The organism is Novosphingobium sp. ERN07, assembly GCF_012641335.1.
In the GTDB taxonomy this organism is placed as follows: domain Bacteria; phylum Pseudomonadota; class Alphaproteobacteria; order Sphingomonadales; family Sphingomonadaceae; genus Novosphingobium.
On the sequence record NZ_JABAID010000014.1, the window covers coordinates 34,127 to 59,580 of the forward strand.

At 63.5% G+C, this 25,454-nt stretch carries 26 protein-coding genes; 12 read left to right on the forward strand and 14 right to left on the reverse strand.

Annotation, left to right across the window (positions count from 1 at the left end; translation table 11 throughout):
• Positions 1-9 precede the first annotated feature (9 nt).
• The gene (locus HGI47_RS16290; RefSeq protein ID WP_168853833.1) at positions 10-807 is read right to left on the reverse strand and encodes a LysR family transcriptional regulator; all 798 of its coding nucleotides are present in this window, start codon (positions 805-807) and stop codon (positions 10-12) included.
• A gap of 12 nt (positions 808-819) precedes the next feature.
• Entirely contained in the window at positions 820-1,218 is a 399-nt protein-coding gene (gene apaG / locus HGI47_RS16295) for a Co2+/Mg2+ efflux protein ApaG (RefSeq protein WP_168853834.1), read from the reverse strand.
• Positions 1,219-1,315: 97 nt separating this feature from the next.
• On the opposite strand from apaG, the gene HGI47_RS16300 reads away from it, so the two are divergent.
• From HGI47_RS16300 to HGI47_RS16310, 3 genes are all read left to right on the forward strand, one after another.
• Positions 1,316-1,924, forward strand: a complete 609-nt coding sequence (locus HGI47_RS16300) for a DNA repair protein RecO (protein WP_168853835.1) — start codon at positions 1,316-1,318, stop codon at positions 1,922-1,924.
• 23 nt (positions 1,925-1,947) lie between these two features.
• Entirely contained in the window at positions 1,948-3,006 is a 1,059-nt protein-coding gene (gene leuB / locus HGI47_RS16305; protein ID WP_168853836.1) for a 3-isopropylmalate dehydrogenase, read from the forward strand.
• Positions 3,007-3,283: 277 nt separating this feature from the next.
• A complete protein-coding gene (locus HGI47_RS16310; protein ID WP_168853837.1) occupies positions 3,284-4,408 on the forward strand; it encodes a glycosyltransferase family 2 protein in 1,125 nt (374 codons plus the stop codon).
• 1 nt (position 4,409) lies between these two features.
• Here HGI47_RS16310 and HGI47_RS16315 read toward each other — a convergent pair whose 3' ends face one another.
• Entirely contained in the window at positions 4,410-5,714 is a 1,305-nt protein-coding gene (locus tag HGI47_RS16315; protein WP_168853838.1) for a phospholipid carrier-dependent glycosyltransferase, read from the reverse strand.
• An 82-nt stretch (positions 5,715-5,796) separates the two neighbouring features.
• Between HGI47_RS16315 and HGI47_RS16320 the strand changes: the two genes are divergently transcribed.
• A complete protein-coding gene (locus tag HGI47_RS16320) occupies positions 5,797-7,005 on the forward strand; it encodes a PLP-dependent aspartate aminotransferase family protein (protein WP_168853839.1) in 1,209 nt (402 codons plus the stop codon).
• 81 nt (positions 7,006-7,086) lie between these two features.
• Positions 7,087-8,424 carry a sensor histidine kinase gene (locus HGI47_RS16325; RefSeq protein ID WP_168853840.1) on the forward strand — a complete coding sequence of 446 codons (1,338 nt, stop codon included), beginning with the start codon at positions 7,087-7,089 and terminating at the stop codon, positions 8,422-8,424.
• On the opposite strand, the gene HGI47_RS16330 is transcribed toward HGI47_RS16325, so the two are convergent.
• The 4 genes from HGI47_RS16330 to HGI47_RS16345 form a co-directional block, all read right to left on the reverse strand.
• Entirely contained in the window at positions 8,421-8,681 is a 261-nt protein-coding gene (locus HGI47_RS16330) for a hypothetical protein (RefSeq protein ID WP_168853841.1), read from the reverse strand. The genes HGI47_RS16325 and HGI47_RS16330 overlap by 4 nt on opposite strands.
• 85 nt (positions 8,682-8,766) lie before the next feature.
• A complete protein-coding gene (locus tag HGI47_RS16335) occupies positions 8,767-9,018 on the reverse strand; it encodes an accessory factor UbiK family protein (protein ID WP_168853842.1) in 252 nt (83 codons plus the stop codon).
• A 78-nt stretch (positions 9,019-9,096) separates the two neighbouring features.
• Positions 9,097-9,651, reverse strand: coding sequence for a TspO/MBR family protein (locus HGI47_RS16340; RefSeq protein ID WP_168853843.1), 555 nt, complete (start codon positions 9,649-9,651; stop codon positions 9,097-9,099).
• Between the two features lie 135 nt (positions 9,652-9,786).
• Positions 9,787-10,542 (reverse strand): TlyA family RNA methyltransferase, encoded by a 756-nt coding sequence (locus tag HGI47_RS16345; RefSeq protein WP_370521772.1) that lies wholly within the window; start codon positions 10,540-10,542, stop codon positions 9,787-9,789.
• 25 nt (positions 10,543-10,567) lie between these two features.
• Here HGI47_RS16345 and HGI47_RS16350 point away from each other — a divergent pair, with 25 nt between their 5' ends.
• On the forward strand, positions 10,568-11,110 hold the full coding sequence (locus tag HGI47_RS16350) for a hypothetical protein (RefSeq protein ID WP_168853845.1): 543 nt from the start codon (positions 10,568-10,570) through the stop codon (positions 11,108-11,110).
• 428 nt (positions 11,111-11,538) lie between these two features.
• The gene (locus tag HGI47_RS16355; RefSeq protein ID WP_168853846.1) at positions 11,539-12,639 is read left to right on the forward strand and encodes a branched-chain amino acid aminotransferase; all 1,101 of its coding nucleotides are present in this window, start codon (positions 11,539-11,541) and stop codon (positions 12,637-12,639) included.
• 51 nt (positions 12,640-12,690) lie between these two features.
• Here the strand turns inward: HGI47_RS16355 and HGI47_RS16360 are convergent, their stop codons facing one another.
• Positions 12,691-14,127 (reverse strand): OprO/OprP family phosphate-selective porin, encoded by a 1,437-nt coding sequence (locus HGI47_RS16360; protein WP_168853847.1) that lies wholly within the window; start codon positions 14,125-14,127, stop codon positions 12,691-12,693.
• Between the two features lie 189 nt (positions 14,128-14,316).
• On the opposite strand from HGI47_RS16360, the gene HGI47_RS16365 reads away from it, so the two are divergent.
• A complete protein-coding gene (locus tag HGI47_RS16365) occupies positions 14,317-15,225 on the forward strand; it encodes an SDR family NAD(P)-dependent oxidoreductase (protein WP_168853848.1) in 909 nt (302 codons plus the stop codon).
• 193 nt (positions 15,226-15,418) lie between these two features.
• Here HGI47_RS16365 and HGI47_RS16370 read toward each other — a convergent pair whose 3' ends face one another.
• The 5 genes from HGI47_RS16370 to argH all read right to left on the reverse strand — a co-directional run bounded on the left by HGI47_RS16370 (position 15,419) and on the right by argH (position 19,556).
• Positions 15,419-15,682: a hypothetical protein gene (locus tag HGI47_RS16370; protein ID WP_168853849.1), complete on the reverse strand. Its 264-nt coding sequence runs from the start codon at positions 15,680-15,682 to the stop codon at positions 15,419-15,421.
• Between the two features lie 55 nt (positions 15,683-15,737).
• Positions 15,738-16,517, reverse strand: a complete 780-nt coding sequence (locus HGI47_RS16375; protein WP_168853850.1) for a bifunctional precorrin-2 dehydrogenase/sirohydrochlorin ferrochelatase — start codon at positions 16,515-16,517, stop codon at positions 15,738-15,740.
• Positions 16,518-16,629: 112 nt separating this feature from the next.
• Positions 16,630-17,889: a diaminopimelate decarboxylase gene (lysA, locus tag HGI47_RS16380; protein ID WP_168853851.1), complete on the reverse strand. Its 1,260-nt coding sequence runs from the start codon at positions 17,887-17,889 to the stop codon at positions 16,630-16,632.
• 9 nt (positions 17,890-17,898) lie between these two features.
• Complete coding sequence (locus tag HGI47_RS16385) at positions 17,899-18,150, reverse strand: hypothetical protein (RefSeq protein ID WP_370521773.1); 252 nt, start codon at positions 18,148-18,150, stop codon at positions 17,899-17,901.
• A gap of 2 nt (positions 18,151-18,152) precedes the next feature.
• Entirely contained in the window at positions 18,153-19,556 is a 1,404-nt protein-coding gene (gene argH / locus HGI47_RS16390) for an argininosuccinate lyase (RefSeq protein ID WP_168853881.1), read from the reverse strand.
• Between the two features lie 19 nt (positions 19,557-19,575).
• Between argH and HGI47_RS16395 the strand changes: the two genes are divergently transcribed.
• The 4 genes from HGI47_RS16395 to HGI47_RS16410 all read left to right on the forward strand — a co-directional run bounded on the left by HGI47_RS16395 (position 19,576) and on the right by HGI47_RS16410 (position 24,348).
• Positions 19,576-20,139: a TlpA family protein disulfide reductase gene (locus tag HGI47_RS16395; RefSeq protein ID WP_370521774.1), complete on the forward strand. Its 564-nt coding sequence runs from the start codon at positions 19,576-19,578 to the stop codon at positions 20,137-20,139.
• Between the two features lie 97 nt (positions 20,140-20,236).
• Complete coding sequence (locus HGI47_RS16400; protein WP_168853852.1) at positions 20,237-21,376, forward strand: phosphoserine transaminase; 1,140 nt, start codon at positions 20,237-20,239, stop codon at positions 21,374-21,376.
• A gap of 180 nt (positions 21,377-21,556) precedes the next feature.
• Positions 21,557-23,143, forward strand: a complete 1,587-nt coding sequence (gene serA / locus HGI47_RS16405) for a phosphoglycerate dehydrogenase (RefSeq protein ID WP_168853853.1) — start codon at positions 21,557-21,559, stop codon at positions 23,141-23,143.
• An 86-nt stretch (positions 23,144-23,229) separates the two neighbouring features.
• The gene (locus HGI47_RS16410) at positions 23,230-24,348 is read left to right on the forward strand and encodes an ATP phosphoribosyltransferase regulatory subunit (protein ID WP_168853854.1); all 1,119 of its coding nucleotides are present in this window, start codon (positions 23,230-23,232) and stop codon (positions 24,346-24,348) included.
• A 156-nt stretch (positions 24,349-24,504) separates the two neighbouring features.
• Here the strand turns inward: HGI47_RS16410 and HGI47_RS16415 are convergent, their stop codons facing one another.
• Positions 24,505-25,434: an alpha/beta hydrolase gene (locus HGI47_RS16415; protein ID WP_168853855.1), complete on the reverse strand. Its 930-nt coding sequence runs from the start codon at positions 25,432-25,434 to the stop codon at positions 24,505-24,507.
• Positions 25,435-25,454: the final 20 nt, after the last annotated feature.

Sequence of the window (25,454 nt, forward strand, 5' to 3'; positions counted from 1 at the left end):
GTTTGATGATCAGGCCGAAAGCGCTTCGACCAGTGCTTTGACCTTTTTCTGGCGCCATTGCGGCAGCGGCGCGACCAGCCAATAGCCCTTGCGCGAGGCTTGCGCTTCACCCAGCGTCACCACCCGACCCGAAGCGATTGCCCCCTCGGCCAGTTGCAAGGGCACATGCGCGCGGCCCAGCCCGGCGCGCGCCGCGCTGATTGCCGTTCCCGCATCGCCAACGGAAAACCCCACATCACCGCCGCCGGGGGCAGGATCACCTGGCCAGCCGATCCAAGGGCAATCGGCAGGCGCATCCGGCGCGGCTACGGTGACCATCAGCGGTTCGCCCAGAGCAAAGCCTTCAAGTTCACCCGGCCCGTCAGACCAGCGCACGGCCAGATCGAGGTTCGCTTCGGTAAAATCGATATCGGCATCGCCGCCGACCAGCGAGAATCGCATCTGAGGGTTGCCAGTACGAAATTCTGCAAGGCGGGGAGAAAGCCATGCGGCAAAGAAATCGCGCGGGCAGGCAATGGTATAGACGTGGCTGGATTGCCCCGCCTGCATCGCCTGCACACCTTCTTCAAAACGCAGGAAGCCTTCGCGGATCGCATCCAGACCGGCAATCGCCTCGTCCGTCAGTTCCAGCCCTTTTGACGTGCGGCGGAACAGGACGACGCCCAGCAGATCCTCAAGCGCGCGGATCTGTTGGCCGACAGCGGCAGGGGTGACCGCGAGTTCGTCCGCCGCGCGCGTAAACGAGAGGTGCCGTGCCGCGGCGTCGAGAACACGCAGGCCGTTGAGGGGGAGATGCGTCCGCTTCATTGCGAACCGGCTTTAGTTTGCAGGGGCCGGTGCCGCCAGCGGAAAGAACGGAATCGCCACATCGAACAGCGAACCATCGGCGCGCTGCATAGTGTAGTGCCCTTCCATGCTGCCGTTATGCGTGCCCAGCGGGCAGCCCGACACGTAATCATGGCTCTGGCCCGGTTGCAGCACAGGCTGTTCGCCCACGACACCATCGCCATCGACGAAATTGACCATCCCGCGCCCATCGGTGATCCGCCAGTGGCGCGAAAGCAACTGAACGGGCTGGTCGGCTTCATTTTCGATTCGGATATGATAGACCCAGAACCACTTCCCCGCTTCTACCCGCGACTGCTCGGGCAGAAAGCTTACGGCGACTCGCACCGTGACCCCTTCGGTCATTGCGGCATGGTGGAAGAACTGCTTCATGCCACATAAACTATCGCAATTGCGCCAATGTTCCAATGCACTTGTGCAGTTTTCGGGCGCTTGCCCCAAACGCCGAACAAGCGCAGAGCGCTGAGCGATGCTGATCCGCGCTGCTGCCATTGTCTGTTCGGTGCGCCCCCACGGGGAGCATGGCGCGATCGTGCGGGTGATGACCGAAGATCACGGCCTTGCCGCCGCCTATGTGGCCGGGGCGCGGGGGCGGGAACTGCGCCCGGTGCTGATTCCCGGCAACCTTGTGGCCATCGAAGTGCGCGCGCGCGCATCATCGCAACTGCCATCCGCGCGGGTAGAGCTGCTGTCCAGCCGGGGGCCGTGGCTTTCCGAACCGCTGGCCAGCGCCGGGATCGGCTGGGCCTGCGCGCTCACCGCATCAACGTTGCCCGAAGGCCACGCCTATCCGGTCCTGCATGATTCGCTGGCCGCGCTGCTCGATGCCATCTGCCACGCGCCATCGGCGCGGGGATGGGCGCGGGTTCTGGCCGGATACGAAGTACTGCTGCTGCGCGAGGTGGGCTATGGCGCGGCACCCGCCCCGCCGCCTGAGGAAGACTGGCCCGATCTGCTGGCCCGGCTGGACCGACAGGGCAAGGCCATTGCCAATCGCCTGCTTGCCGAACGAACCGGCGATGTTATGGGGGCGCGCACGATTCTGCTCGACCGGCTGCGGCGTATCGGCGGCGGATGAAGAGAACGACAAAGGGGTTTTCCATGAAGATTGCGGTTCTGCCGGGCGACGGCATCGGTCCCGAAGTGACGCGCGAAGCCGTGCGGGTGATCGAAGCGCTGGGCATCGGCGGCATCGAGATGACCGAAGCGCTGGTCGGCGGCGTGGCCTACAAGGCCAGCGGCCACCCCCTGCCGCCCGAAACGCTCGCCATTGCCGAAGCGGCAGACGGCATCCTGTTCGGCGCGGTGGGCGATCCTGATTGCGATGCGCTGGAACGCCACCTTCGCCCGGAACAGGCAATCCTCGGCCTGCGCAAGGCGCTGACCCTGTTTGCCAATCTGCGCCCCGCCAAGGTGTTCAGCGGGCTGGAAAGCCACTCCGCACTGCGCCCCGAAGTGGCGGGCGCCATCGACATGGTGATCGTGCGCGAGCTGAACGGCGACGTCTATTTCGGTGAAAAGGGCTTTCGCACCGCCGCCAATGGCGACCGGGAAGGCTACGATGTGATGTCCTACAACGAAAGCGAAGTGCGCCGCATCGCGCACGTCGCTTTCCGCACTGCGATGGGTCGCGCCAAGCGCCTGTGTTCGGTGGACAAGGCCAACGTGCTGGAAACCAGCCAGCTTTGGCGCGACGTGGTGATCGAAGTCGCCAAGGAATACCCCGAAGTCGCGCTTGAACACATGTATGTCGATAATGCCGCCATGCAGTTGGTTCGCGCGCCGGGCAAATTCGACGTGGTACTGACCGGCAACCTGTTTGGCGACATTCTTTCAGATCAGGCATCGATGTGCGTCGGCTCGATCGGGTTGCTCGCTTCGGCCTCGCTGGGTGAACGCCAGACCGCATACGGCACCTTCGGCCTTTACGAACCGATCCACGGCTCCGCCCCGGACATTGCCGGACAGGGCCTTGCCAATCCGATGGCGACGATCCTTTCGGCGGCGATGCTGCTGCGCCATTCGCTGGGCCTTGCAGCGCAAGCTGACCGCGTAGAAGCCGCTGTAGCCAAGACGCTGGCCGATGGCGTGCTGGGCCGTGACCTTGGCGGCACAGCAGGAACGACAGAAGTTGGTGACGCGGTGCTTGCAAGGCTTTAGGCCCCAAACCCGATCAGGACATGTTCGAGGCGCCCAAATGGCGAACATATCAGGCGAAGCGGCCCGCAGCGAAGGCTGGTTGCCTTTGCAAGGGTCGGTTTGCCTGAGATGGAAGCCATTTGGGCGTCGCGAAGCGATTTGACCAGAATGGCCCAGCGCCGCGTCGGCAGGGCTGGAAATATCGACATATTCCTGCGCCCTGCCTCCTTGCACTGAGCCATTCTGCCTCAAACCTCGAACTTGTCCTGATCGGGTTTGGGGCCTAAGGGCCGCGATCATGCTCCAGCTAGCCGTAATCCTGCCGACCTATCGCGAACGCGCCAACATCGCGCCGATGGTCGCGCGTCTCGACGCCGCGCTTCAAGGCGTGGCGTGGGAGGCGATCTTCGTTGACGACAACAGTCCCGATGGCACGGCTGATGAGGCCCGCCGCATCAGCCAGACCGATCCGCGCGTCCGCGTGATCGAACGCATCGGGCGGCGCGGGCTGGCTTCGGCCGCCATCGAAGGCATGTGCGCCACCGCCGCGCCCATCGTGGCGGTGATGGACGCCGACCAGCAGCACGATCCGGCGTTGCTGCCGCAGATGCTCAGCGCAGTGCAGGGCGGTGAATACGACATCGCCTATGCCTCGCGCTTTGCCGAAGGGGCCAGCACCGAGGAATGGGGCCGGCCCGATCGCGTAAAGGCATCGGGCCTTGCCAACCGCATCGCCAACAAGGTGACCGGCGTCGAACTGTCTGACCCGATGAGCGGCTACTTCATGCTCCGCGCCGAAACGCTGCGGGCCGATGCGCACCGCCTTTCCGGCGTGGGCTTCAAGATTCTGCTCGACATTCTGGCCACGGTGGACAAGCCCCTCAAGGTCAAGGAATTTCCCCTCAATTTCGTCGCCCGCACCGAAGGCGAGAGCAAACTGGACCAGACCGTAGTGTTCGAATTCCTCGTGGGCCTTTACGACAAGTGGCTGGGCCGCATCATCCCGACGCGCTTTGCGCTGTTCGGCACCGTGGGCGCAATGGGCGTGGCGGTGCAGCTTGGCGCGCTGTGGGTGCTGCTGAAGATCGTGGCGGGCGAACGCTTCGTCTATGGCAACTGGTCGGAAAGCGCGACGTTCAACACCGCCAATACGCTGGCGGCGATCATCGCGATGACGTTCAACTTCGTGCTGAACAACGAACTGACCTATTCAGACAAGCGCCTGCGCGGCTTCGGGCCGCTGCTGCGCGGATGGGCGCAATTTGCGCTCACCTGCTCACTCGGCCTGCTGACCAATGTCGGCGCTGCTGCTGTGCTGAAAACCATCGGCTTCCATGATGTCGTGGCGGTAATCGTCGGCATCGTGCTGGGTTCGGTCTGGAACTTCGCGCTGTCCTCGCGCTTCGTTTGGGGGAAGTATTGAGCTACTTCCAGCTATCCAGCCAGGTGTAATCCCGGAATGAATCCTTTCGCGGCAATTCCCCTGCCGAAAGGATCGGGTAGAAGCCGATGAATAGCCCGAAGGCCAAGACCAGCGTCGCCTTGGCGGGCCAGCGCAGGCCCAGATCCCACCACTCTGCCAGCACCAGCGCCAGCGCGGCGATCAGGAAGCAACTGGCCAGCATATAGTGGTAATAGAACTGCACCGGCTTGCCGTTGATCGCCCAGAAGCCGACAAGCAGGGCATAGGCGGCGAAAACCAGCAGGTGCAGGCGCTTGCCCTTCAGGCCATCCCACCCGCAGAACAGCAGCGCGGGCAATCCGGCCAGCATCGTGAACGGGTTGCCCAGCATCAGCACGCCGCGTTGCGCGCCGTCGACGTTCTCGTAGAGGAACCAGATCGGGCGAATGTTGGCCATCCATTGCCACCACACGCTCATATAGGTGTGCGGCTTCTTCACGCTGTCCTGCAATTGCAGCATGTATTGCTGCCATTCGATCAGGCGACCCACCGTCAGCGGGTCTTTTTCATAGAAAAAGGCGGGCAGGAACGTGGCGAAATAGACCAGCAGCGGCAGCGCACCGAGCCAGAGCGCAGCCTCGATCAGCGAAACGCCGGGGACCGGGCCTGCGCCTGTGGCACTCCACAGCAGGCCCGCGCGACGGCCTTTCAGCGCTTCCCATCGGTTCAGTGCGAACAGCAGCCCCGGCAACGGCAGCAACAGCGCGCCATTCCACTTGGCGCCTAGTGAGAGACCCATGAAAGCACCTGTCAGCATCAGATGCAGTCGCGCGCGGCTCACCTTGCCCGAAGGATTGCGCCACGCCAGCGCCCATTGCCATACGGCCAGCGCCATGAAACCGCCCATCGCCATGTCGAGCAGGGCAATGCGGGACATCATGACCCAGATGAAATCGGTGGCCAGAAGCAGGCCGAACAGCACCGTGGCCGTGCGCGAAAGACTGGCCCACCACAGCGCCCGCATCATCCCCCACAGCCCCACCGCACCCAGCAATGCCGAAGGCAGGCGCCAGCCAAATGGCGTATCTCCCACCAGTTGCATCGACCACGCGATCAATTGCTTGGCCAGCAAAGGATGTTCGGGATTGAGCCGCGCTGTGAGATCGATCAACCGGCGCGCGGCGGGGAGGTAGTGGATCTCATCGAACATCATCTTCGACGGGATGCCGACACGATGCAGCACAATGAGGAAGAACGCAGCGGCTATGCCCATGCACCAGAGAGCGGGGTCATTCTCGCGCGGACGATCGGATAGAACTGGCGTCATCTGCGCCGGGAATAGGGCCGCTGCTGCAAGTTCGCAATCCCGCCGCTTGCGCACAGCCATGCGGAAACCTAAGGCGAGACCTATGAAACGCACGACTGGTCAGGACCGCTCCGTCACCCGCAATTGGCGCCCCGCAACGCAGGCCATTCGTGGCGGCACGTGGCGTTCGGATATGGGCGAAACGTCAGAAGCCCTGTTCCTGACATCGGGCTTCACTTATGATGATGCCGCAACGGTTGCCGCGCGCTTTGCTGGCGAAGCCGAAGGTATGACCTATTCGCGCCTGCAGAACCCCACGGTGCAGATGCTGGAAGAACGCATCGCCCTGATGGAAGGAGCCGAAGCCTGCCGCACGCAAGCCACCGGCATGGCCGCCATGACCACGGCCCTGCTTTGCCAACTTTCCGCAGGCGATCACATCGTTGCCGCCAAGGCCGCGTTCGGATCGTGCCGCTGGCTGGTGGACAACCTGCTCCCGCGCTTCGGCATTGAAGGCGCCACGATCCATGCGTCCGACAATGCCGCATGGGAAGCCGCGATCAAGCCGAACACCAAGGTGTTCTTCTTCGAAAGCCCGGCCAACCCCACGATGGACGTGGTCGATCTGGAATTCGTCTGCGCGCTGGCCAAGCGCCACGGCATCACCACCGTGGTCGACAACGCTTTCGCCACCTCTGCCCTGCAACGCCCGATGGACTTCGGCGCGGATGTGGTCGCCTATTCCGCCACCAAGATGATGGACGGTCAGGGCCGCGTCATGGCCGGTGCGGTCTGCGGATCAGCCGATTGGATCAACAATGTGCTGCTGCCGTTTCAGCGCAACACCGGGCCGAACATCGCCGCGTTCAACGCATGGGTGGTGCTCAAAGGCCTCGAAACGCTCGACCTGCGCATCCACCGGCAGAGCGAGAACGCGCTGAAGGTTGCCAGCTTTGTCGAAGGCCGTGTCCCGCGCCTGCTCTACCCGCACCTGCCCAGCCATCCGCAGTATGAACTGGCCAAAAAGCAGATGAAGGCGGGCGGCACGATCTTCTCGTTCCATCTCGATGGCGGGCTGAAACAGGCCCATGCCGTTCTCGATGCGCTGAAACTCATCGATATCTCGAACAACATCGGTGATTCGCGTTCGCTGATGTGCCACCCGGCATCGACCACGCACTATGGCGTCGGCCCCGAAACCCGCGCCGACATGGGCGTGGGCGAAGGGATGCTGCGGCTTAACGTCGGGTTGGAAGACCCTGATGATCTGATCGAGGATCTGGATCAGGCGCTGCGCACAGCCGGGTTGTGACGCGGCGTTTCGCCTGTTGCATCGCCAAGGCGTTCGCCTAAGGTGCCGCACAGGGGTGGGGTCGCAACGGAGCATGGCAATTTGCTGGCCGAAGCGCACCTGTCTGCGATCATTCAATCATCCGACGACGCGATTATCAGCAAGGATCTGAACGGTACGGTCCTGAGCTGGAACCCGGCTGCGTCGCGCATCTTCGGCTTCGCCGAGGCCGAGATGGTCGGCCAGTCGATCCGCAAGCTGATCCCGCATGAACGGCAGAGCGAAGAGGATGACATCCTTTCCCGCATCGCGCGCGGGGAGCGGATCAAGAGCTTCGACACGCGCCGTTGCCGCAAGGATGGCACCGAGATCGCCGTCTCGATCACCGTATCGCCGGTCTATGACAAGGCGGGGCGCATCGTCGGAGCCAGCAAGATCGCGCGTGACATTACCGCCCGCGAAGAAGGCCAGCGCGCCCTGTTCGAAAGCGAAACCCGCTTCCGCATGTTGGCCGACAACATCTCACAATTGGCGTGGGTGGCCGACGCCACCGGGGCAATCGGGTGGTACAACAAGCGCTGGTACGATTACACCGGCGTTCCCGTCGGCAGCACCGATGGCTGGGGCTGGGACAAGGTTCATCACCCCGATCATGTTGAACGGGTCAAGGATCACTTCGTCCGCAGTATCGAAAGCGGCACCGAATGGGAGGACACCTTCCCGTTGCGCGGGACCGATGGCCACTATCGCTGGTTCCTGTCGCGGGCCAAACCGATCCGTGATGAGCGGGACCGCATCCTCTTCTGGTTCGGCACCAACACCGACGTTACGGATATGCTCGAAAAGGAAGAGCAGATCCGCGTCCTGCTGATGGAAGTGAACCATCGGTCAAAGAACATGCTGGCCGTCGTGCAGGCATTGGCGCGGCGGTCGGGCGGGAATGACCGCGAATTTCTGCGCCGGTTCGAAAACCGTCTGGCAAGCCTTGCCGCCAATCAGGATTTGCTGGTCCGTCGCGGCTGGTCAACGATCCTGATGGACGAACTGGCGGAAGCGCAAATGGCCATTCTGGGCCAAGACAGCCGGTCGCAGGTGCAGCTTGTAGGCCAGTCGGTGACGCTCAGCCCGCGCGCGGCAGAGATAATCGGCATGGCCTTGCACGAACTCGCCATCAACGCCCTGAAATATGGCGCATTGAGCGTACCGGGCGGCAAAGTGGCACTTTCCTGGGCAGAGAAGGACGATAGCTTCACAATCGACTGGCACGAGTCAGGCGGCCCCGAAGTCCATATGCCAGAGCACGACGGCTTCGGCACCACGCTTATCCGGCACATTCCCGCCCGCAGCCTGAATGCGGACGTGACGTTGGATTACAAGCCGACGGGTGTGCACTGGTCGCTGCACTGCTCCAGCGAAACCGCACGCAAGCTGGCGAGTTAGGCTGCTTTCGCTTCGCTCTCCACGGCGTGCGCAGCGCGCTTATCTTCGGTGATCAGGCGGTTCTCTCCGCGCCCCATCGTCCAGTTCTTGCCCAGTCGCACCTTGTGGTTCGGCGCGCACCAGATTTCGCCGGATTCATCGAGCGCGGTAACCCAGATTAGGTTATGCTCCTGGCCATAATCGATCATGCCGATGGCATAGCCATCGCCTTTGCCCAGAACGTGCAAGGGTATTGTCGGATTGAGTTGCGTGAACACGGATTTTTTCCTGCAAAGACTGACAGTTGCCAGATTGTTACAGGCTAAATCCCTCAAGCCTTGACGCGGTTCCCGCGGGGCAGCTTCATTCCCCCTTAGCGGCAGCCTCCAGCGCAGCAATCCGCGCTTTGAGAACTTCCACTTCTTCACGCGCCGAAGCTGCCAGCTCCTTCACCGCGTCAAACTCTTCGCGACTGACGAAATCAAGGCCGCCAAAGATTTCCTTGGCCTTTTCGCGCGCATTCTCGCCCGCTTCGCGGCCCATCCCGGCAATCGTGCCAGCCGCGCTGTTCAGCAGCTTCACGAAATCGGCGATCATCGGGTTTTCACTCTGCATCGGGCAAGGTCCTGCTTGGCGTTACGCTGGCTATGTGGGCAGGCAAAGCCCGCCCTGCAAGGGTCAATCGCCGCTCTATCAAATCTCGACGCGGACAGAACTCGCCTTGCCAAACGCACCATCGGCTTCGGGATTCAATTGCAGGAACTGCCAGGTCAGCACCGAAGCGAAGCAGACCCATGCAAGATAAGGCAAGAGCAGCATTCCCGCCACCGGGCGGATGCGCCAGAACAGCACGATCGTGATCGCAATAGCCACGATCATCGCCACCGTGATCCAGAATGCTCCGGTGATCTGGTGCAGGGCGAAAAATGTGGGCGACCATGCAAGGTTGAGGATCAATTGCACCACGAAGGCCGCCGCAGCCCCGCCCCGGCCCCGTGCCCCCCGCGCCGAAAGGATCATCGCGAACGACACCCCCATCAGCACATAGAGGATCGTCCAGACGATGCCGAATGCGGCAGGCGGTGGGTAGATCGCAGGCTTTTGCAGCGCATCGAACCAAGGGTTGCCGGGGCCGCTACCGGCCACCTGCCCGGCCAGAAAGCCAAGCGCGACGATCAGCGGCACTGTAAACAAGGACCAGCGCAGAAGGCTGGCACGAAGCTGGCCGGAAGAAGCGAGGTAGTTCATGTCACCCGTTAGCTGCGCGCCGTTTAGCCGATTGTAAAGCGCGATTCGCCAAGGATATTGGCGGGGTGCAGCCGCCGGCGCAATCCGAACTCCATCCGGCAACCAAGGCCGATGGACACATTTACCGGGGAAAACTCAGTTGCGCTGTGCCGAAACGAGAAACTCGACATTGCCTTCCGGCCCGGTGATCGGGCTTGGCACGATGCCCTGCACGTCCCAGCCATCGCTTTCCAGCCAATCGCGCACTTCGTTGCAAACGCGCTGATGCAGCGCAGGATCGCGCACCACGCCGCCTTTGCCGACCTCGGCCTTGCCCACTTCGAACTGCGGCTTGATCAGGGCGACGAGCCGCGTGGGCCGCGCCGCCAGCATCAGCGGCACTTCCAACACCTTGCGCAAGGAAATGAAGCTGGCATCGCACACCACCCACGTTGCCTGCCGGTCGATGTGATCCGTGGTCAGGATGCGGGCGCTCGTCTGCTCAAGCACAGTCACGCGCGGATCTTGCCGCAGCTTCCACGCAAGCTGATTTGTGCCTGAATCGACAGCAAAAACGTGTTCTGCACCGCCCTGCAGCAGCACATCGGTAAAACCGCCAGTCGAACTGCCGATGTCCATTGCAGTTACGCCAGCCGGATCAAGGCCGAAATGCTCTATCGCATGGGCCAACTTGATCCCACCGCGCGAAACCCACGGATGGTCGCGTCCGCGCACGTCCAGCGGGGCTTCTGCGGAAAGCGGCTGTCCGGCCTTGGCGATCTTGGTTTCGCCTGAAAAAACAAGCCCGGCAAGGATCAGCGCCTGCGCACGGGCGCGGCTTTCGGCAAGGCCGCGCTCGACCAGCAACTGGTCCACGCGGGTCTTCTGTTTGGGGGGGCGGGTTGAGGTCACGGCGCGTTCCTTCCATAACTGGCGCATGAAGATCAATCGCGCTGCACTGTCCGCCCATGTTTTTTCCTGCGCACTGCTGCTGTTGGCAGGGGCCTGCAGCGGGCCTCAAGTGGTGCCATCGCCCGCACCGCAGCCCACCAGAAGGCCGGCACCGCCCCCGCCTCCGCCGCCTGCACAACCCGCGTTCAAGGATTGGCGCGATGCCCCGCAGACACCGGGCGACTGGCGTTATGACAATGGCACGGCGCGCTTCGGCTCCGCTGGTGCCACGCTGTTTGCGCTGACCTGCAACCGCACTGCACGCACCGTCAGCCTGATCCGCACGGGCACCGCACCGCAATCCCTGCCGATGACCGTATCGACCAGCAGTGAAACGCGCCCGCTTTCCGCCGAACCTGCACCTCAGGGGGCCGCGCAACTGGTGGTGACGCTGCCTGCGCGCGACAAACTGCTCGATGCAATGGCCTTCAGCCGTGGCCGCTTTGCCGTGGAAGTGAACGGATTGCCGACGCTTTATCTGCCCGCATGGCCTGAAGTGGCGCGGGTTGCCGAGGATTGCCGGAGATAAAACCTGCCAATCTGGTTGCAACCGCGCCTATTGTGCGGCGCGAAGCGGGGATTGTGACGGCAAATTTTTTTCATGCAAGACTTGTTGTTTGGGCCGGAATGAATCACATTCGAATCAAGGACGGTGAGAATACGCACTCCCGGCCCAGCAGGCCACAAACCTGCGACTTTGGCTCAACAGCGCGAAAGGAGGTGATCCGATGTCTCATGGTTCAGCAGAGAGGTCGGTACAGTCCCGCGCGAGGCATTATCGCTGAGTTTCGATTAAGCGATAGAGGCTTCGTGGGCGGCACTTCCGGCCGCTGACCATGCGAAGGGCCGCTTCGGACTGACCGACGCGGCCCTTCACATTTATTACATTCCCCTTGCCTTTCGCGCAACAATAGTTCACGGCGCTGCATCTTCGATTCTAGCGCAAGGACTGCCCAAATGGCGACGCCCGCCGATACCAGCCTCACCTTCAGCCGCACCCCGCACCCTTCGCCGGTTGCTGCGGACGTGCGTGCGCAGGTGCTGGCCAATCCCGGCTTCGGCACCGCCTTTACCGATCACATGGTCGAGATCGACTATAGCGAAGGTGCGGGCTGGCACGATGCCCGCGTCGTTCCCTATGGCCCGATCGCGCTCGATCCTGCCGCTGCCGTGCTCCACTACGCGCAGGAAATCTTCGAAGGCCTGAAGGCCTATCGCCTTGCCGATGGCGGCATCGCGCTGTTCCGGCCCGAAGCCAACGCCGAGCGGTTCAACGCCTCGGCCCGCCGCCTCGCCATGCCCGAACTGCCGGAAGGGCTGTTCATCGAAGCCGTGCGCCAGCAGGTTCTGACCGACAAGGACTGGTTCCCCACGGTTGAGGGCGGGTCGATGTATCTGCGCCCCTTCATGTTCGCCAGCGAGGCTTTCCTCGGCGTTCGCCCGGCCAAGCAGTACAAGTTCATGGTCATCGCCAGCCCGGCGGGCAACTATTTCAAATCGGGCGCGCCTGCCGTTTCGATCTGGGTTTCCGACTATACCCGCGCGGCGCCTGGCGGCACGGGCGCGGCCAAGTGCGGCGGCAATTATGCGGCCAGCCTCGTTCCCACTGCCGAAGCCTTCTCGCGCGGGCACGATCAGGTGCTGTTCCTCGATGCTGCCGAGCGCAAGTGGGTTGAAGAACTGGGCGGCATGAACCTGTTCTTCGTGTTCGACGATGGCTCGATCCTCACGCCCGAACTGACCGGCACGATCCTGCCCGGCATCACCCGCTCCAGCCTGCTCAAGCTGGCCGCCGAAGAAGGCCTGACGGTGCGCGAAGGCCGCTACAGCCTCGATCAGTGGCAGGCCGATGCGGCTTCGGGCAAGCTGCTCGAAACCTTTGCCTGCGGCACGGCTGCGGTTGTCACCCCGGTGGGCAAGGTCGCCAGCCATGCGGGCGAATTCACCATCGGATCGGGTGGCCCCGGCCAGTTGACGCAGAAGTTGCGCGCCAAGCTCGTCGGCATCCAGCGCGGCGAAATTGCCGACGCTCACGGCTGGGTAAAGCGCATCGCCTAAGCGTCGAACGCCCAGCGCCCCCGCCTGCGCGGGGGCGCAAGGTACTACGTATCAGAAGTCGAACTGCGCACGCATCCCGATGACATCAGCGTTGTAGTTGCGATCCGTGCCAGCGGCGACGGCGGCATCCTTCAGCCACAGATGCCCATAGTCGACGATGAAGCGCACGTAGTCGGTCGGCACCCACAGCAGCGATGCACCGGCCAGCTCCTGCCTGCCACCGATCACGCCGTTGTCGTTCAGATCGAGCCAATCGTAGCGCACGTTGACCTGCAACGCGCCCAAGCCGCCCTTGTCCACGCCGTTCTTCGGCTTGATTCGGGTCCAGGTGCCTTCGCTTGCCTTGTAGGGCAGCGTATCCCCCTTGGTCAGAAACAGCCCGGCCTCCACATACCCACCATTGAAAGTGGGATCGGCAATCCCGGCGGGGCGGTTGACCTTCATCCACTGCGATTCCGCTGTGAAGTGCAGCGGGCCGCCCGTCCAGCCCAGTTCCAGCCCATAGTTCGTTTCCGACAGGGCGCTGATCGCCTTGGTATCGACAAAACGCAGGTCCGTCGTGTGCGTGAACGGCCGCGCGCGGTAGCGGACGGTCGCCGCGCCATCGTTCAGATCGTGGTAGTGCGCCGATCCGCCCAGATGCGCCTGCCCGCCCATCACTTTGGGTTGCAGGGCAAAGCGCCCGTCGATGGAATAGCTGTTGTCGGTGTCGGCGTTAAGGTCGGTCACGTTATCGGTGAACACGCCAACTTGCGCCAGAACCATGCCCTTCTGATATTGCGCCGAAAGACCCAACCGCCGCTCGAACCCGAACGCGGTGTTGAAAGATGCGCGCTCCATGAAGCTGGTGAACAGGTCGGACTCGGTGTCCTCCATCGATTCGAACGGCTTGTGCTGGCCGATCGTCAGCGTCAGGTTCTTGATGCCCGTGTAGTTCAGATAGATGTCGGTCGGATCGATGCTGCTGTTGGCAATGTCCGCCTCGATGCGGTAGCCGAAGTTGCCCGGTATCGTGCCATCGAAACCGAAATAGGCGCGGCGGAATTCTGTGGCGAGGCCAAGGCTCTTGCTGCCGATGGCCGAAGGTGCCGAAACCGAAGCGGTATCGATCTGCAGGCGTCCGCGCGGCTTGAAGCTCCACTTGCCCGCCTTGGGGTTTTTCGGGTCAACCGGCGATTCGATTTTTGGCCCACCATCCCAACTGATCGCCACGGGCGGTTTGGCGCTGACGGTCGGTGCTGGCATCGCGGCAACAGCGCTGGCGGTAGCGTCGGTCTTCGCCTTGGCCTCGGCAAGCTGCCCTTGCAGCGCTGCGATCTGCGTCTGCATTGCCTGCATCGTGTCCATCTGCGTTTGAAGCTGCGCCTGCATCTGCTGCAATTGCGCCTGCATGGCCATGACATCCGCGCTCGTCGCCGCAGCGGCAGGAACGGCCCAACCTGCCGCGCAGGCAAGCGCGATGGTCGAGATGCGCGTGACAGGATTCATTACCGTTCCTTGACTTCAATTGGGCGGATTGCGGCCCAATATGTCTGTTGTGTTACATTTTGTTGACGGTGATCTTGCCAATTTATCGCAAACGTTACGGCGCTCCGGCCAAGGTTGCCTTGCGGCCTGCGCCGTGGCATCGCTGACAGCAATGTTAACCGCCCGGTTAGAGTGCATGGAGATTTTGGCATGAGCATTTCGTTCGAAGGCCGCGTGGCCATCGTCACCGGCGCAGGCGGCGGGCTGGGCCGCGCCTATGCGCTTGAACTGGCAAAGCGTGGCGCGAAAGTCGTGGTCAACGATCTGGGCGGTTCGCGCGATGGCACCGGCCATTCAGACGCAGCGCTTAAAGTGGTCGAGGAAATCGAGGCTGCGGGCGGCAAAGCCATGTCGAACGGCGGCTCGGTCAGCGAATACGAACAGATGGTCGAGATGGTCGCACGCGCCAAGGAACGCTGGGGCGGCGTCCACGTGCTGATCAACAACGCGGGCATCCTGCGCGACAAGAGCTTCACCAAGATGGACCCGGCAGACTTCGAAATGGTCGTGCGCGTCCACCTCATCGGCTCGGCCTTCGCCACCAAGGCCTGCTGGGATCTGATGCGCGAACAGAACTATGGCCGCATCCTGATGACCGCATCGTCCACCGGCCTGTTCGGCAACTTCGGCCAGGCGAACTATGGCGCAGCCAAGCTCGGCCTCGCCGGCCTCACCAAGACGCTCTACCTTGAAGGCGCGAAGAACAACATCAAGGTCAACACACTGGCCCCCGTCGCCGCCACGCGCATGACCGAGGACATCTTCCCGGAAGAAGCCTTCAAGCTGTTCGGCCCCGAAAACGTCGTCCCCGCCGCGCTCTTTCTCGTCTCGGACGACGCCCCCACCAACGCCATCGTCGGCGCAGGCGGCGGCGCCTACCACGGCGCGTGGGTGACGATGAACAAGGGCGTCCTGCTGGCACCGGGCGAACGCACCGTCGAGGGCTTCGCCGCCAACTGGGACAAGATCAGCGACCGCACGGGCGACTTCGCCCCGCAATCAGGGGCGGAGCAGAGCCAGGTGATTATCGGGCAGTTGCAGGCGGCGATGAAGGGATAATTGGCTGACGGCTTGTCGTTACCCTCAAACACATTATCAGAGGCAGGCGTCTACTATTGGCCTGCCCAGTCTCCAAGGGCAAAGAGAGCTGCTATCACCGCCCACATTCCGAAGCCGTAGATAATCCAGCGCCAAGCGTCGCGGAACTTCTGATCATACCCTTGATACTTTAGGGCAACAGTCGCAAGCCAAGTTAACCAAAGCGCGCCGAACAGAAAGAACAAAACCCTACCGGCTGTTCCCAGTGGCTCACTGGCCTTAGGTCTTCTTCAATCTTGAGTTCGACCAACTCCTCCCGAAGATCAGAAATCTCTCGCGGCGCGACCCCCCGCCGCTCAAGCTCCGAACGAGCCGCATCCACGTAATCTTCTTCAAAACCTTCTGCATCGCCTCCGAAAGCAATGCGCACCAGTTCTTCATCGCGCAGTCGCGCCATCTTGGTTGCGACGATTTCCATTAGTGCCGACCCCTTTCCAAACGCCTGCAATGATACGGATGCCCAAAAAGCGGCGTCACCGCGTCCGCAATTCTACCACAATCCCGCCCTCAGGCACCGCCCCCCCCGCCAGCACTCGCACCGCATCTGCCCGCGCACGCGCCAGAATCTCCGGCGCTACCCCGGCATCATGCACCACGACATCCGCCTGCCCCAGCAGCCGCGCCGCGCGTAGCGTCAGGTCTTCGGGATCGTTTGAAGTCAGCACGATCTCGAACCGCCCGGACTGCCCTTCTGCGCCGGCGGCCAGCCAGTCGGCTACCTTCGCCTCGCTCCCCGCCCGAAACAGGTCGAGGTCCCCGCCCTCGTCCAGCGCCGCGTCCAGCGCCCGCCTACGATCCGCAACCGACGCCCAGCGCTTGCGCATCCCCTCACGCGCCTCTTCCAGCGCGCGCGCCAGCGCACCCAGCCCTTGCGGCAGCAGCCGTTCCAGCCGCAAACGCAGGATCTTCGCCAGCCCTGCCGAGGCTCCGCCCGTGCCCACCGCGATCAGCACAGGGTCGCGGTCCAAAATCGAAGGCGTGGTAAAATCACACAGCTCTGGCCGGTCGACCACGTTGACCAGCAGCCCCGCACAGCGCAGCCGGATCGCATCGCCCTGCGCCATGTCGGGGTTGTCGTGCGCGATGAAGGCGAGGCGCGCGCCGTCGTCGATCCCGGCGGTGATATCGCGGTAGATCACCCCGCCCGCGCGTTCGATCAGCCGCTGCTTGGCCGCAGCCGCGTCCCCCTCGCCCAGCAGGATCACCGGCTGGCCCGCGATGCGGTGGAAGAGGGGGAGGCTGTGCAGCGTCATGGCATTGCGCCAGCGTCCTTCGACAGGGTCAGGACGAGCGGAGGTCGCGTAAATTCGCTCTCCCAACCCCGCTCATGCTGAGCTTGTCGAAGCATCTTTGCGCCAGATCGCATCAGGCCAACCACTCCGGCACGCGCTCTGCCGCCAGAATCGTGGCGGGATCGATGCGGTCAGCCACCACGGCCCAATTGTCGCCATCCACCATCACTTCGGGCACGAGGGGGCGCGAATTGTAGGTGTTGGCCATCGTCGCGCCATAGGCCCCAGCGGTGCGGAACACCGCAAGATCGCCGCGCTCCACCTTGTCGATGGTGCGCGCCATTGCGAAGGTATCGGAACTTTCGCAGATCGGGCCGACGATGTTGGCGGTGAACGTCTCGCCCTTCGGCTCCACGGCCACGAAATCGTGCCACGCATCGTAAAGCGCAGGGCGCGCCAGATCGTTCATCGCGGCATCGACCACGACCCACGGATTGCTCGCCCCGTCCTTCACGCGGATCACTTCCGTCACCAGCACGCCGGTGTTGCCGGTGATCACGCGGCCCGGTTCGAACATCAGCGTCACGCCCCAGTTGCCGGTCACGCGCGCAACCATCGCGGCGTATTCCTCTGGCTGCGGGAACACTTCGCCCGTCTTGTACGGCACGCCAATCCCGCCGCCGAGGTCCATGTGCGTGACGGTGTAGCCCGCCGCGCGGATCTCTTCCATCAGCCCGCCCACCTTGGTGAAAGCGGCTTCCAGCGGCTCCAGCTTCGAAAGCTGGCTGCCGATGTGCAGCGTAAGGCCGCGCATGTTCAGCCCCGGCGTGCCCGCCAGCCGCGCATAGATGGCGGCTGCCCGGTCAAACGGAACGCCGAACTTGTTTTCGGCCTTGCCCGTGGAAATCTTGCCGTGCGTTCCGGCGTCAACATCGGGGTTCACGCGCAGCGCGGCAGAGGCCACCTTGCCCATCGACGCGGCGATCTCGGCCAGTTCCAGCCCTTCTTCCTCGCTTTCGAGGTTGAACTGCCCGATCCCGGCCTCAATCCCCCGGCGCATTTCAGCGGCGGTCTTGCCCACGCCCGAAAACACGATGCCATCGGGCGCCATGCCAGCGGCCAGCGCGCGCTCCATCTCCCCGCCCGAAACCACGTCCGCGCCATAACCCTCTGCGGCCAGCACCTTCAGCACCGACAGGTTCGGGTTGGACTTCACCGCAAAGGCGATCTTCGCATTGCGCAGCACGCCCAACGCATCGCGGAACACGCGGGCATGGCGCGTCAGCGTGGCGCGCGAATAGACATAGACAGGGGTGCCAACTTCAGCCGCGATCAGCGGCAGGGGCACGTTCTCGGCGTGCAGCACGCCGTTGTTCAGTTCAAAATGGTCCATCGGAAAAACTCAGCCTTCGGGTGGCAGATCAAAAGGATCGTCTTCACGATCCTGCGAGCGGCGACGCGGCTCGACATTGCGCGCAGGGACTGCCTGCGCGGGAGGTTTGAGCAGATCGTCAGCGCCCGGTTGCACCTCGCGCCCATAAGGGATCGGCGGCGGCGTCTGATCGGGTGCCAGCTTCAGTTCGGCCCGGTTGCCACAGCCCGCCAAGGCAAGCGCGGCAAGACCGACCATCAAAGATGTGCGTCTGGCGTTCAAGCCTATTCCTCCAGACCCAGCGCGACGCGCGCTTCGGCCACGCGCTTCCTTACCTCGTCCGGCGCGGTTCCGCCATGACTGCATCGCGCCGCCACGCTCGCTTCAACCGAAAGCGCGGCATAGACCCGATCGTCGATCCGCGCGTCGATGGCCGTCAGGTCTTCGATCGAAAGCTGATCCAGCGCGATCCCGCGCGATTCGGCCAGCTTCACCGCACTGCCGGTGATGTGGTGTGCCTCGCGGAACGGAATGTTGGCCTGCCGCACCAGCCAGTCGGCAAGGTCGGTCGCCGTGGCATAGCCAAGCTCGGCAGCAGCGCGCATCCGGTCCGTGCGGCACTTCGCCTCGGCCACCATGCCGGTCATCGCGGCGATGGACAGAGCGAGCAGGCTGGCCGCTTCGAACACCGGTGGCTTGTCGTCCTGCATGTCCTTCGAATAGGCCAGCGGCAGGCCCTTCATCGTGATCATCAGCGCGGTCAGGCAGCCCACGATCCGGCCTGAATGGCCGCGCACCAGTTCGGCAGCGTCGGGATTCTTCTTCTGCGGCATGATGCTGCTGCCGGTCGAAAGGCTATCGGGCAGCGTCACGAAGCCGAAAGGCTGGCTCGCCCAGATGATGAACTCCTCGGCCAGCCGCGAAAGGTGCAGCGAGCATTGCGCGGCGGCCATCAGGTAATCGAGTGCGAAATCGCGGTCGGACACCGAATCGAGGCTGTTGTCGGTTGGCCCGTCAAAGCCCAACGCCTCTGCCGTGCGGAAGCGGTCGATGGGAAAGCCGGTTCCGGCCAGCGCCGCCGAACCCAGCGGGCAGCGGTTCATCCGCACCCGCGCATCGGCAAAGCGCGAACGGTCCCGCCCGATCATCTCGTAATAGGCCATCAGGTGATGCCCCAGCGTCACCGGCTGCGCGGTCTGTAAATGCGTGAAGCCGGGCATGATCGACCCTGCATGTTCGCCCGCGCGGCCCACCAGCGCCACCTGCAACTGCTTCAGGCCCAGTTCGGCCTGATCCATCGCATCGCGCACCCACAGGCGGAAGTCGGTGGCGACCTGATCGTTGCGGCTGCGCGCGGTGTGCAGGCGGCCTGCCGCCGGGCCGATCAGTTCGGCAAGGCGGCTTTCGGTGGTCATGTGAATGTCTTCGAGATCCCAGTTTTCGGGCACCCCGTTCGCTTCATACTCCGCCGCAACCTGATCCAGCCCGCCCGCAATCAGCGCGGCATCGTCTGCTGAAACGATGCCTTGCGCGCCCAGCATGTCCACATGAGCCTTTGACGCGGCGATATCTTGCCGCCACAGCGCCTTGTCGAAGGGAATCGAGGCGTTAATCTCGCGCATGATCGCCGAGGGACCGCCTGCGAAGCGCCCGCCCCACATCTGGTTGGAGCCTGAATTGCCGCTCATATTCGTCCGTTCGCCCAAATTGCTGCTGCTCATGGCGGCGCTTGCCGCAGCGGGGTGCGATAGGCAAGCCGCGCCCGACTCGCAACCGAAGACCGCCGCTACGGCATCGGAAAGCGCACCGAAGGGCGAATTCAACGGCACGCTCGACATTGCCAATCGCGGAAAGGCCATGCCGGACTTCAGCGTGACCGATCCTTCGGGCAAGACGCTGAAGCTGACAGACCTCAAAGGCACGCCGGTTCTGGTGAACCTCTGGGCCACATGGTGCGGCCCCTGCGTGCTGGAAATGCCCATGCTGGACAAGCTGGCGGCGGACAATGCGGGCAAATTGCGCGTCCTCACCGTGTCGCAGGACATCGACGGCGCGGCCAAGGTCTCCCCGTTCTATGCCGAAAAGAAGTTCGCGCAGCTTGAACCGTGGCTCGATCCTGAAAACAACCTCGGCTTCTTCTACGAAACCGGAATGCTGCCAACGACCGTGCTTTACGACAAGGACGGCAAGGAAGTCTGGCGCATGATCGGCGCGCATGATTGGTCGGGACCAAGAACGGCGGCGATGCTGGCTGATACTTTGGGTAAGTAGCCCCAAACATCATTTGACATATCGGCCCGCGCCACTAGAGCGGCCGACGGGCCACGCGGTCCCAACGCCGCGCGTGCTCTCTGTAAGGAGAGACTACATGTCTGCTACGATTCCGGCTCGCAAGCCTGCGCGCCCCTATTTCTCGTCCGGTCCCTGCGCCAAGCCGCCCGGATACTCCCCCGAAAAACTGAACACCGAATCGCTCGGCCGGTCACACCGCGCCAAGATCGGCAAGTCGCGCCTTCAGTACAGCATCGACCTGATGCGCGAAGTGCTGCAACTGCCCGATACGCACCGCATCGGTATCGTTCCGGGGTCTGACACCGGCGCTTTCGAAATGGCGATGTGGACGATGCTCGGCGCTCGCCCCGTCACCGCGCTTGCCTGGGAATCGTTCGGTGAAGGTTGGGTCACCGATGCGGCCAAGCAGCTCAAGCTCGATCCCACGATCCTGCGCGCCGACTATGGCCAGATCCCCGATCTGAACGCGATTGACTGGTCGAACGACGTGCTCTTCACTTGGAACGGCACCACATCGGGCGCGCGCGTTCCGAACGCCGATTTCATCCCGGCAGACCGCGAAGGCCTGAGTTTTGCCGACGCGACCTCGGCAGTCTTCGCCTACGATATCGACTGGTCGAAGATCGACGTTGCCACCTTCTCGTGGCAGAAGGTTCTGGGCGGCGAAGGCGGCCACGGCGTGCTGATCCTCGGCCCCCGCGCGGTCGAACGGCTTGAAACCTACACCCCTGCTTGGCCCCTGCCCAAGGTGTTCCGCCTTGTATCCAAGGGCAAGCTGGCCGAAGGCGTGTTCAAGGGTGAAACCATCAACACCCCGTCGATGCTCGCCGTCGAAGATGCCATCTTCGCGCTGGAATGGGCAAAGGGCCTTGGCGGTCTGAAGGGTCTTCAGGCGCGCAGCGATGCCAATGCGGCAGCGCTGAACAAGATCGTGGAAGAACGCTCATGGCTCTCGCACCTCGCCGCTGACGAAGCGACCCGGTCGAAGACCTCGGTCTGCCTCTCGGTCGAAGGCGCAGATGCCGACTTCATCAAGAAGTTCGCAGCCCTCCTCGAAAAGCAAGGCGCAGCCTACGACATCGCCGGTTACCGCGATGCCCCTGCGGGCCTGCGCATCTGGTGCGGCGCGACCGTAAACGTCGAGGACATCGAAGACCTCGGTCCGTGGCTCGACTGGGCCTACGCGGCGACCAAGGCCGAACTGGCCGCGGCCTGATTTTCCGAGATTGCGCCCCCGCGAAAGCGGGGGCCTCCCTCGGCACAGCGCTACCTCGACAATCGTCACACCACCCTAGTTCGTCATCCCCGCGAAGGCGGGGATCCAGTTTCAACCTCACGCCCCAACGCGACGCCGGGACTGGATTCCCGCTTTCGCGGGAATGACGAGGATATTGATATGACCAAGCCCAAAGTTCTCATCTCCGACAAGATGGACCCCAACGCCGCCCGCATCTTCACCGAAATGGGCTGCGACGTTGACGTGATCACCGGCGAAACCCCGGAACAACTGATCGCCCGCATCGGTGAATACGATGGCCTCGCCATCCGTTCGTCGACCAAGGTGACCAAGGAAATCCTTGCCGCGGCCACCAACCTCAAGGTCATTGGCCGCGCGGGTATCGGCGTCGACAACGTGGATATTCCGGCTGCCTCGGCGCAGGGCGTCGTGGTGATGAACACCCCGTTTGGCAACTCGATCACCACCGCCGAACACGCCATCGCCATGATCTTCGCGCTTGCCCGCCAGATCCCCGAAGCCAACGCACAGACGCAGGCTGGCCTGTGGCCGAAGAACGGCTTCATGGGCGTTGAAGTGACCGGCAAGACGCTGGGCCTGATCGGCGCTGGCAACATTGGCTCCATCGTCGCGTCGCGCGCGCTCGGCCTCAAGATGAAGGTCGTGGCTTTCGATCCGTTCCTCACGCCCGAACGCGCCATCGAAATGGGCGTGGAAAAGGCCGATCTGGAAACGCTGCTGGCCAAGGCTGATTTCATCACCCTGCACACCCCGCTGACCGACCAGACCCGCAACATCCTCAGCCGCGAAAACCTCGCCAAGACCAAGAAGGGCGTGCGCATCGTCAACTGCGCGCGTGGCGGTCTGATCGATGAAGCCGCGCTCAAGGATGCGCTGGATTCGGGCCAAGTGGCCGGTGCCGCGCTCGACGTGTTCGAAACCGAACCCGCCAAGGCATCGCCGCTGTTCGGCACGCCCAACTTCATCTGCACCCCGCACCTTGGCGCGTCGACCAACGAAGCACAGGTTAACGTCGCGCTGCAGGTGGCCGAACAGATGGCCGATTACCTCGTCACCGGCGGCGTCACCAACGCGCTCAACATGCCTTCGCTCTCAGCAGAAGAAGCGCCGAAGCTGAAGCCCTACATGGCGCTGGCGGAAAAGCTGGGCAGCCTCGTCGGCCAGCTCGCGCACGACAACCTGACCAAGATCGCCATCGAAGTTGAAGGTGCCGCCGCGCAGCTCAACCAGAAGCCGATCACCGCTGCCGTCCTCGCCGGTCTGATGAAGCAGTATTCGCAGACTGTGAACATGGTCAACGCACCTTTCCTCGCCAAGGAACGCGGGCTTGACGTGCGCGAAGTGCGCCATGATCGCGAAGGCGAATACCGCACCCTCGTCCGCGTCACCGTCAGCACCAGCCAAGGCGAACGCTCGGTCGCGGGCACGCTGTTCGGCAACGGCCAGCCGCGCCTGGTCGAGATCTTCGGCATCGGCATCGAGGCCGATCTCGATGGCGACATGCTCTACATCGTCAACTCCGACGCACCGGGCTTCATCGGTCGCATCGGTACGCTGCTGGGCGAAAACAGCATCAACATCGGCACCTTCCACCTCGGCCGCCGCGAAGCCGGTGGCGAAGCCGTGCTGCTGCTCTCGCTCGACAACCCGGTTCCGCAGGACGTGCTCAAGCAGGCTGGCGAACTGCAGGGCGTGCGCGTGGTCAAGGCGCTCAAGTTCGCCTGACCCCAACAGAACGCAAAACGAAGGGCGGGTGCAGCAATGCGCCCGCCCTTTGCTTTTGGGCGACCTTGCGGCTAAGCGCCACACCCATGACCGACGTCGATTCCAGCCTCCTGCCCGAAGGCCTCGAAGACCGCCTGCCTGCCGAGGCGGCGACCACCACGCGCGTGATGCGCAGCCTTCAGGACGTGATGCACGGCCACGGCTATGACCGCGTGCTGCCGCCGATGATCGAGTTCGAAAAGAGCCTCGCCGCGCGCATGGCAGGCATACAGAGCCGACGCATGTTCCGCTTCACCGATCCGTCGAGCTTGCGGATGATGGGCCTGCGGTCAGACCACACCCCGCAGATCGGCCGCATCGCACAGACGCGCCTTGCCGAAGCCGCGCGCCCCTTGCGCCTGATGTATGCAGGGCAGGTCCTGACGATCAAGAGCGACGGCTTGAATCCCGCGCGCGAAAAGCTGCAATGCGGTGCTGAACTGATCGGCGCAGACAACCTTGCCGCCGCCACGGAGATCGTCTTCATCGCCGTCGAGGCGCTGCAGGCGGCAGGCGCGCGCGGCGTCAGCGTCGATTTCACCCTGCCCGATCTGGTCGATACGCTGGCCGCCAAGGCCTTCCCGCTCGAACCCGGCCAGATCGAAGCCGTGCGCCGCGAACTCGATACCAAGGACGCAGGCGGCCTGCGCGATGTCGGCGGCGAAGCCTACGTCCCCCTGCTCTACGCCACCGGGGAATTCGACAGCGCCATCGCAAAGCTGGCCGCCATTGATGCGGGCGGGGCGCTGGCCAGCCGCATCGCCGCGCTCAAGCAGATCGCCGCCAGCCTGAACGGCGCGGCCCGGTTGACGCTGGACCCCAGCGAGCGCCACGGCTTCGAATACCAGACCTGGTTCGGCTTCACCCTCTACGCCGAAGGCGCACGCGGCCCAGTCGGTCGCGGTGGCACCTATCGCATTGCGGGCAACGGTCAGGACGAAGCCGCCACCGGCTTCTCGCTCTACCCCGACGCCCTGATCGACCTCCTCTCCGCCAGCGAACCAGCCGAAGACCGCGTGTTCCTGCCGCTCGGGCATGACCGCGATGATGCGGCGCGGCTGCGTTCGATAGGTTGGCGCACGGTTGCGGCTTTGACGGAGGCGGACAACGCAGAGGCGTTGGGGTGTACGCATGTGTTGAGGAATGGCGGGCCAGCGAAGGTTTAACTTTACCACCTCAATCCTCCCTGTTTTTCCGAAGCACAAACGGGGAGGTGGCATTCGCGGCAGCGAATGACGGAGGGGCTTCCTACCCCTCCACCACCAGCTTCGCTCGCGGTCCCCTCCCCATTTGTGCTTCGCAAAAACCGGGAGGATTTTGTCTCACCCCCCAAACACCCCCTTCAACCAGGCATCCATCACCGGCGTCGCCGGATAATCCGGCTCCCCCAGCTTGCGGTTGATCTCGGCATGGCCCTGCAAGCCCTTGCCCGGAAAGCTGCCGAACTCCACGCTCACACCCGCCTTCTTCAGCGCCGCACCGAGTTCCTGCGCCTGCGCCACGCCATCCTCACGCTGCACGTGCAACAGCAGGAAGCGGGGTGCGTTGGGCGCGGCGGCGTGGAACACAGGCGAAAGCGCCTTCTGCCGCGCCGGATCGCTGCCAAAAGCCTGCTTGTACGTGTCCATCATGAACCGGCCCGATTGCGCCATCTGCTTGGGCACATCATAAGCCGCGCCATCGTTGGGCATCACGCCGTCCACATCGGCAAACGATAGCCCCGCCTTGCGCAGAAATTGCTCGTCCGTGCCCACCAGCGCGACCAGATGCGCCCCCGCGCTGTGCCCGGTGATGACGACCTTGCTGCGGTCGATCCCCAGCTTCTCCGTCCGCGCCAGCACGAAAGCCAGCGCCTGCGCCACATCGCTTGCCTGCTGCTCCACCGTGGCTTCGGGCACCAGCCGGTAGTTGATCGACGCGAAGGCGTAGCCCTGCCCCACCAGATGCCCCGGCAGGGCATTGCCCATCGCGGTGTCCTTGCTCCCGCGCTTCCACCCGCCGCCGTGGACATAGAGCACCAGCGGAGCGTTCTTTGCGCCCTTGGGCACCCACAGGTCCAGCACTTGCGCCGGATCGCTGCCATAGCTCAGCGTCTGCGCCCCCGGAGCGCGGCGCTGCTGGCCCTCGCCCTGCGCGCGCTGTTCCATGCGCTTGGCAATCCGTTCGCGCAGCCGCTCACCGGGTTGCGCTTGCGCCATGCCGACAGAAAGGACCGCCACGCCCAGCAGCCCGGCCAACCATGCTTTCGCCATAAGATCACCTCACCGTCCCT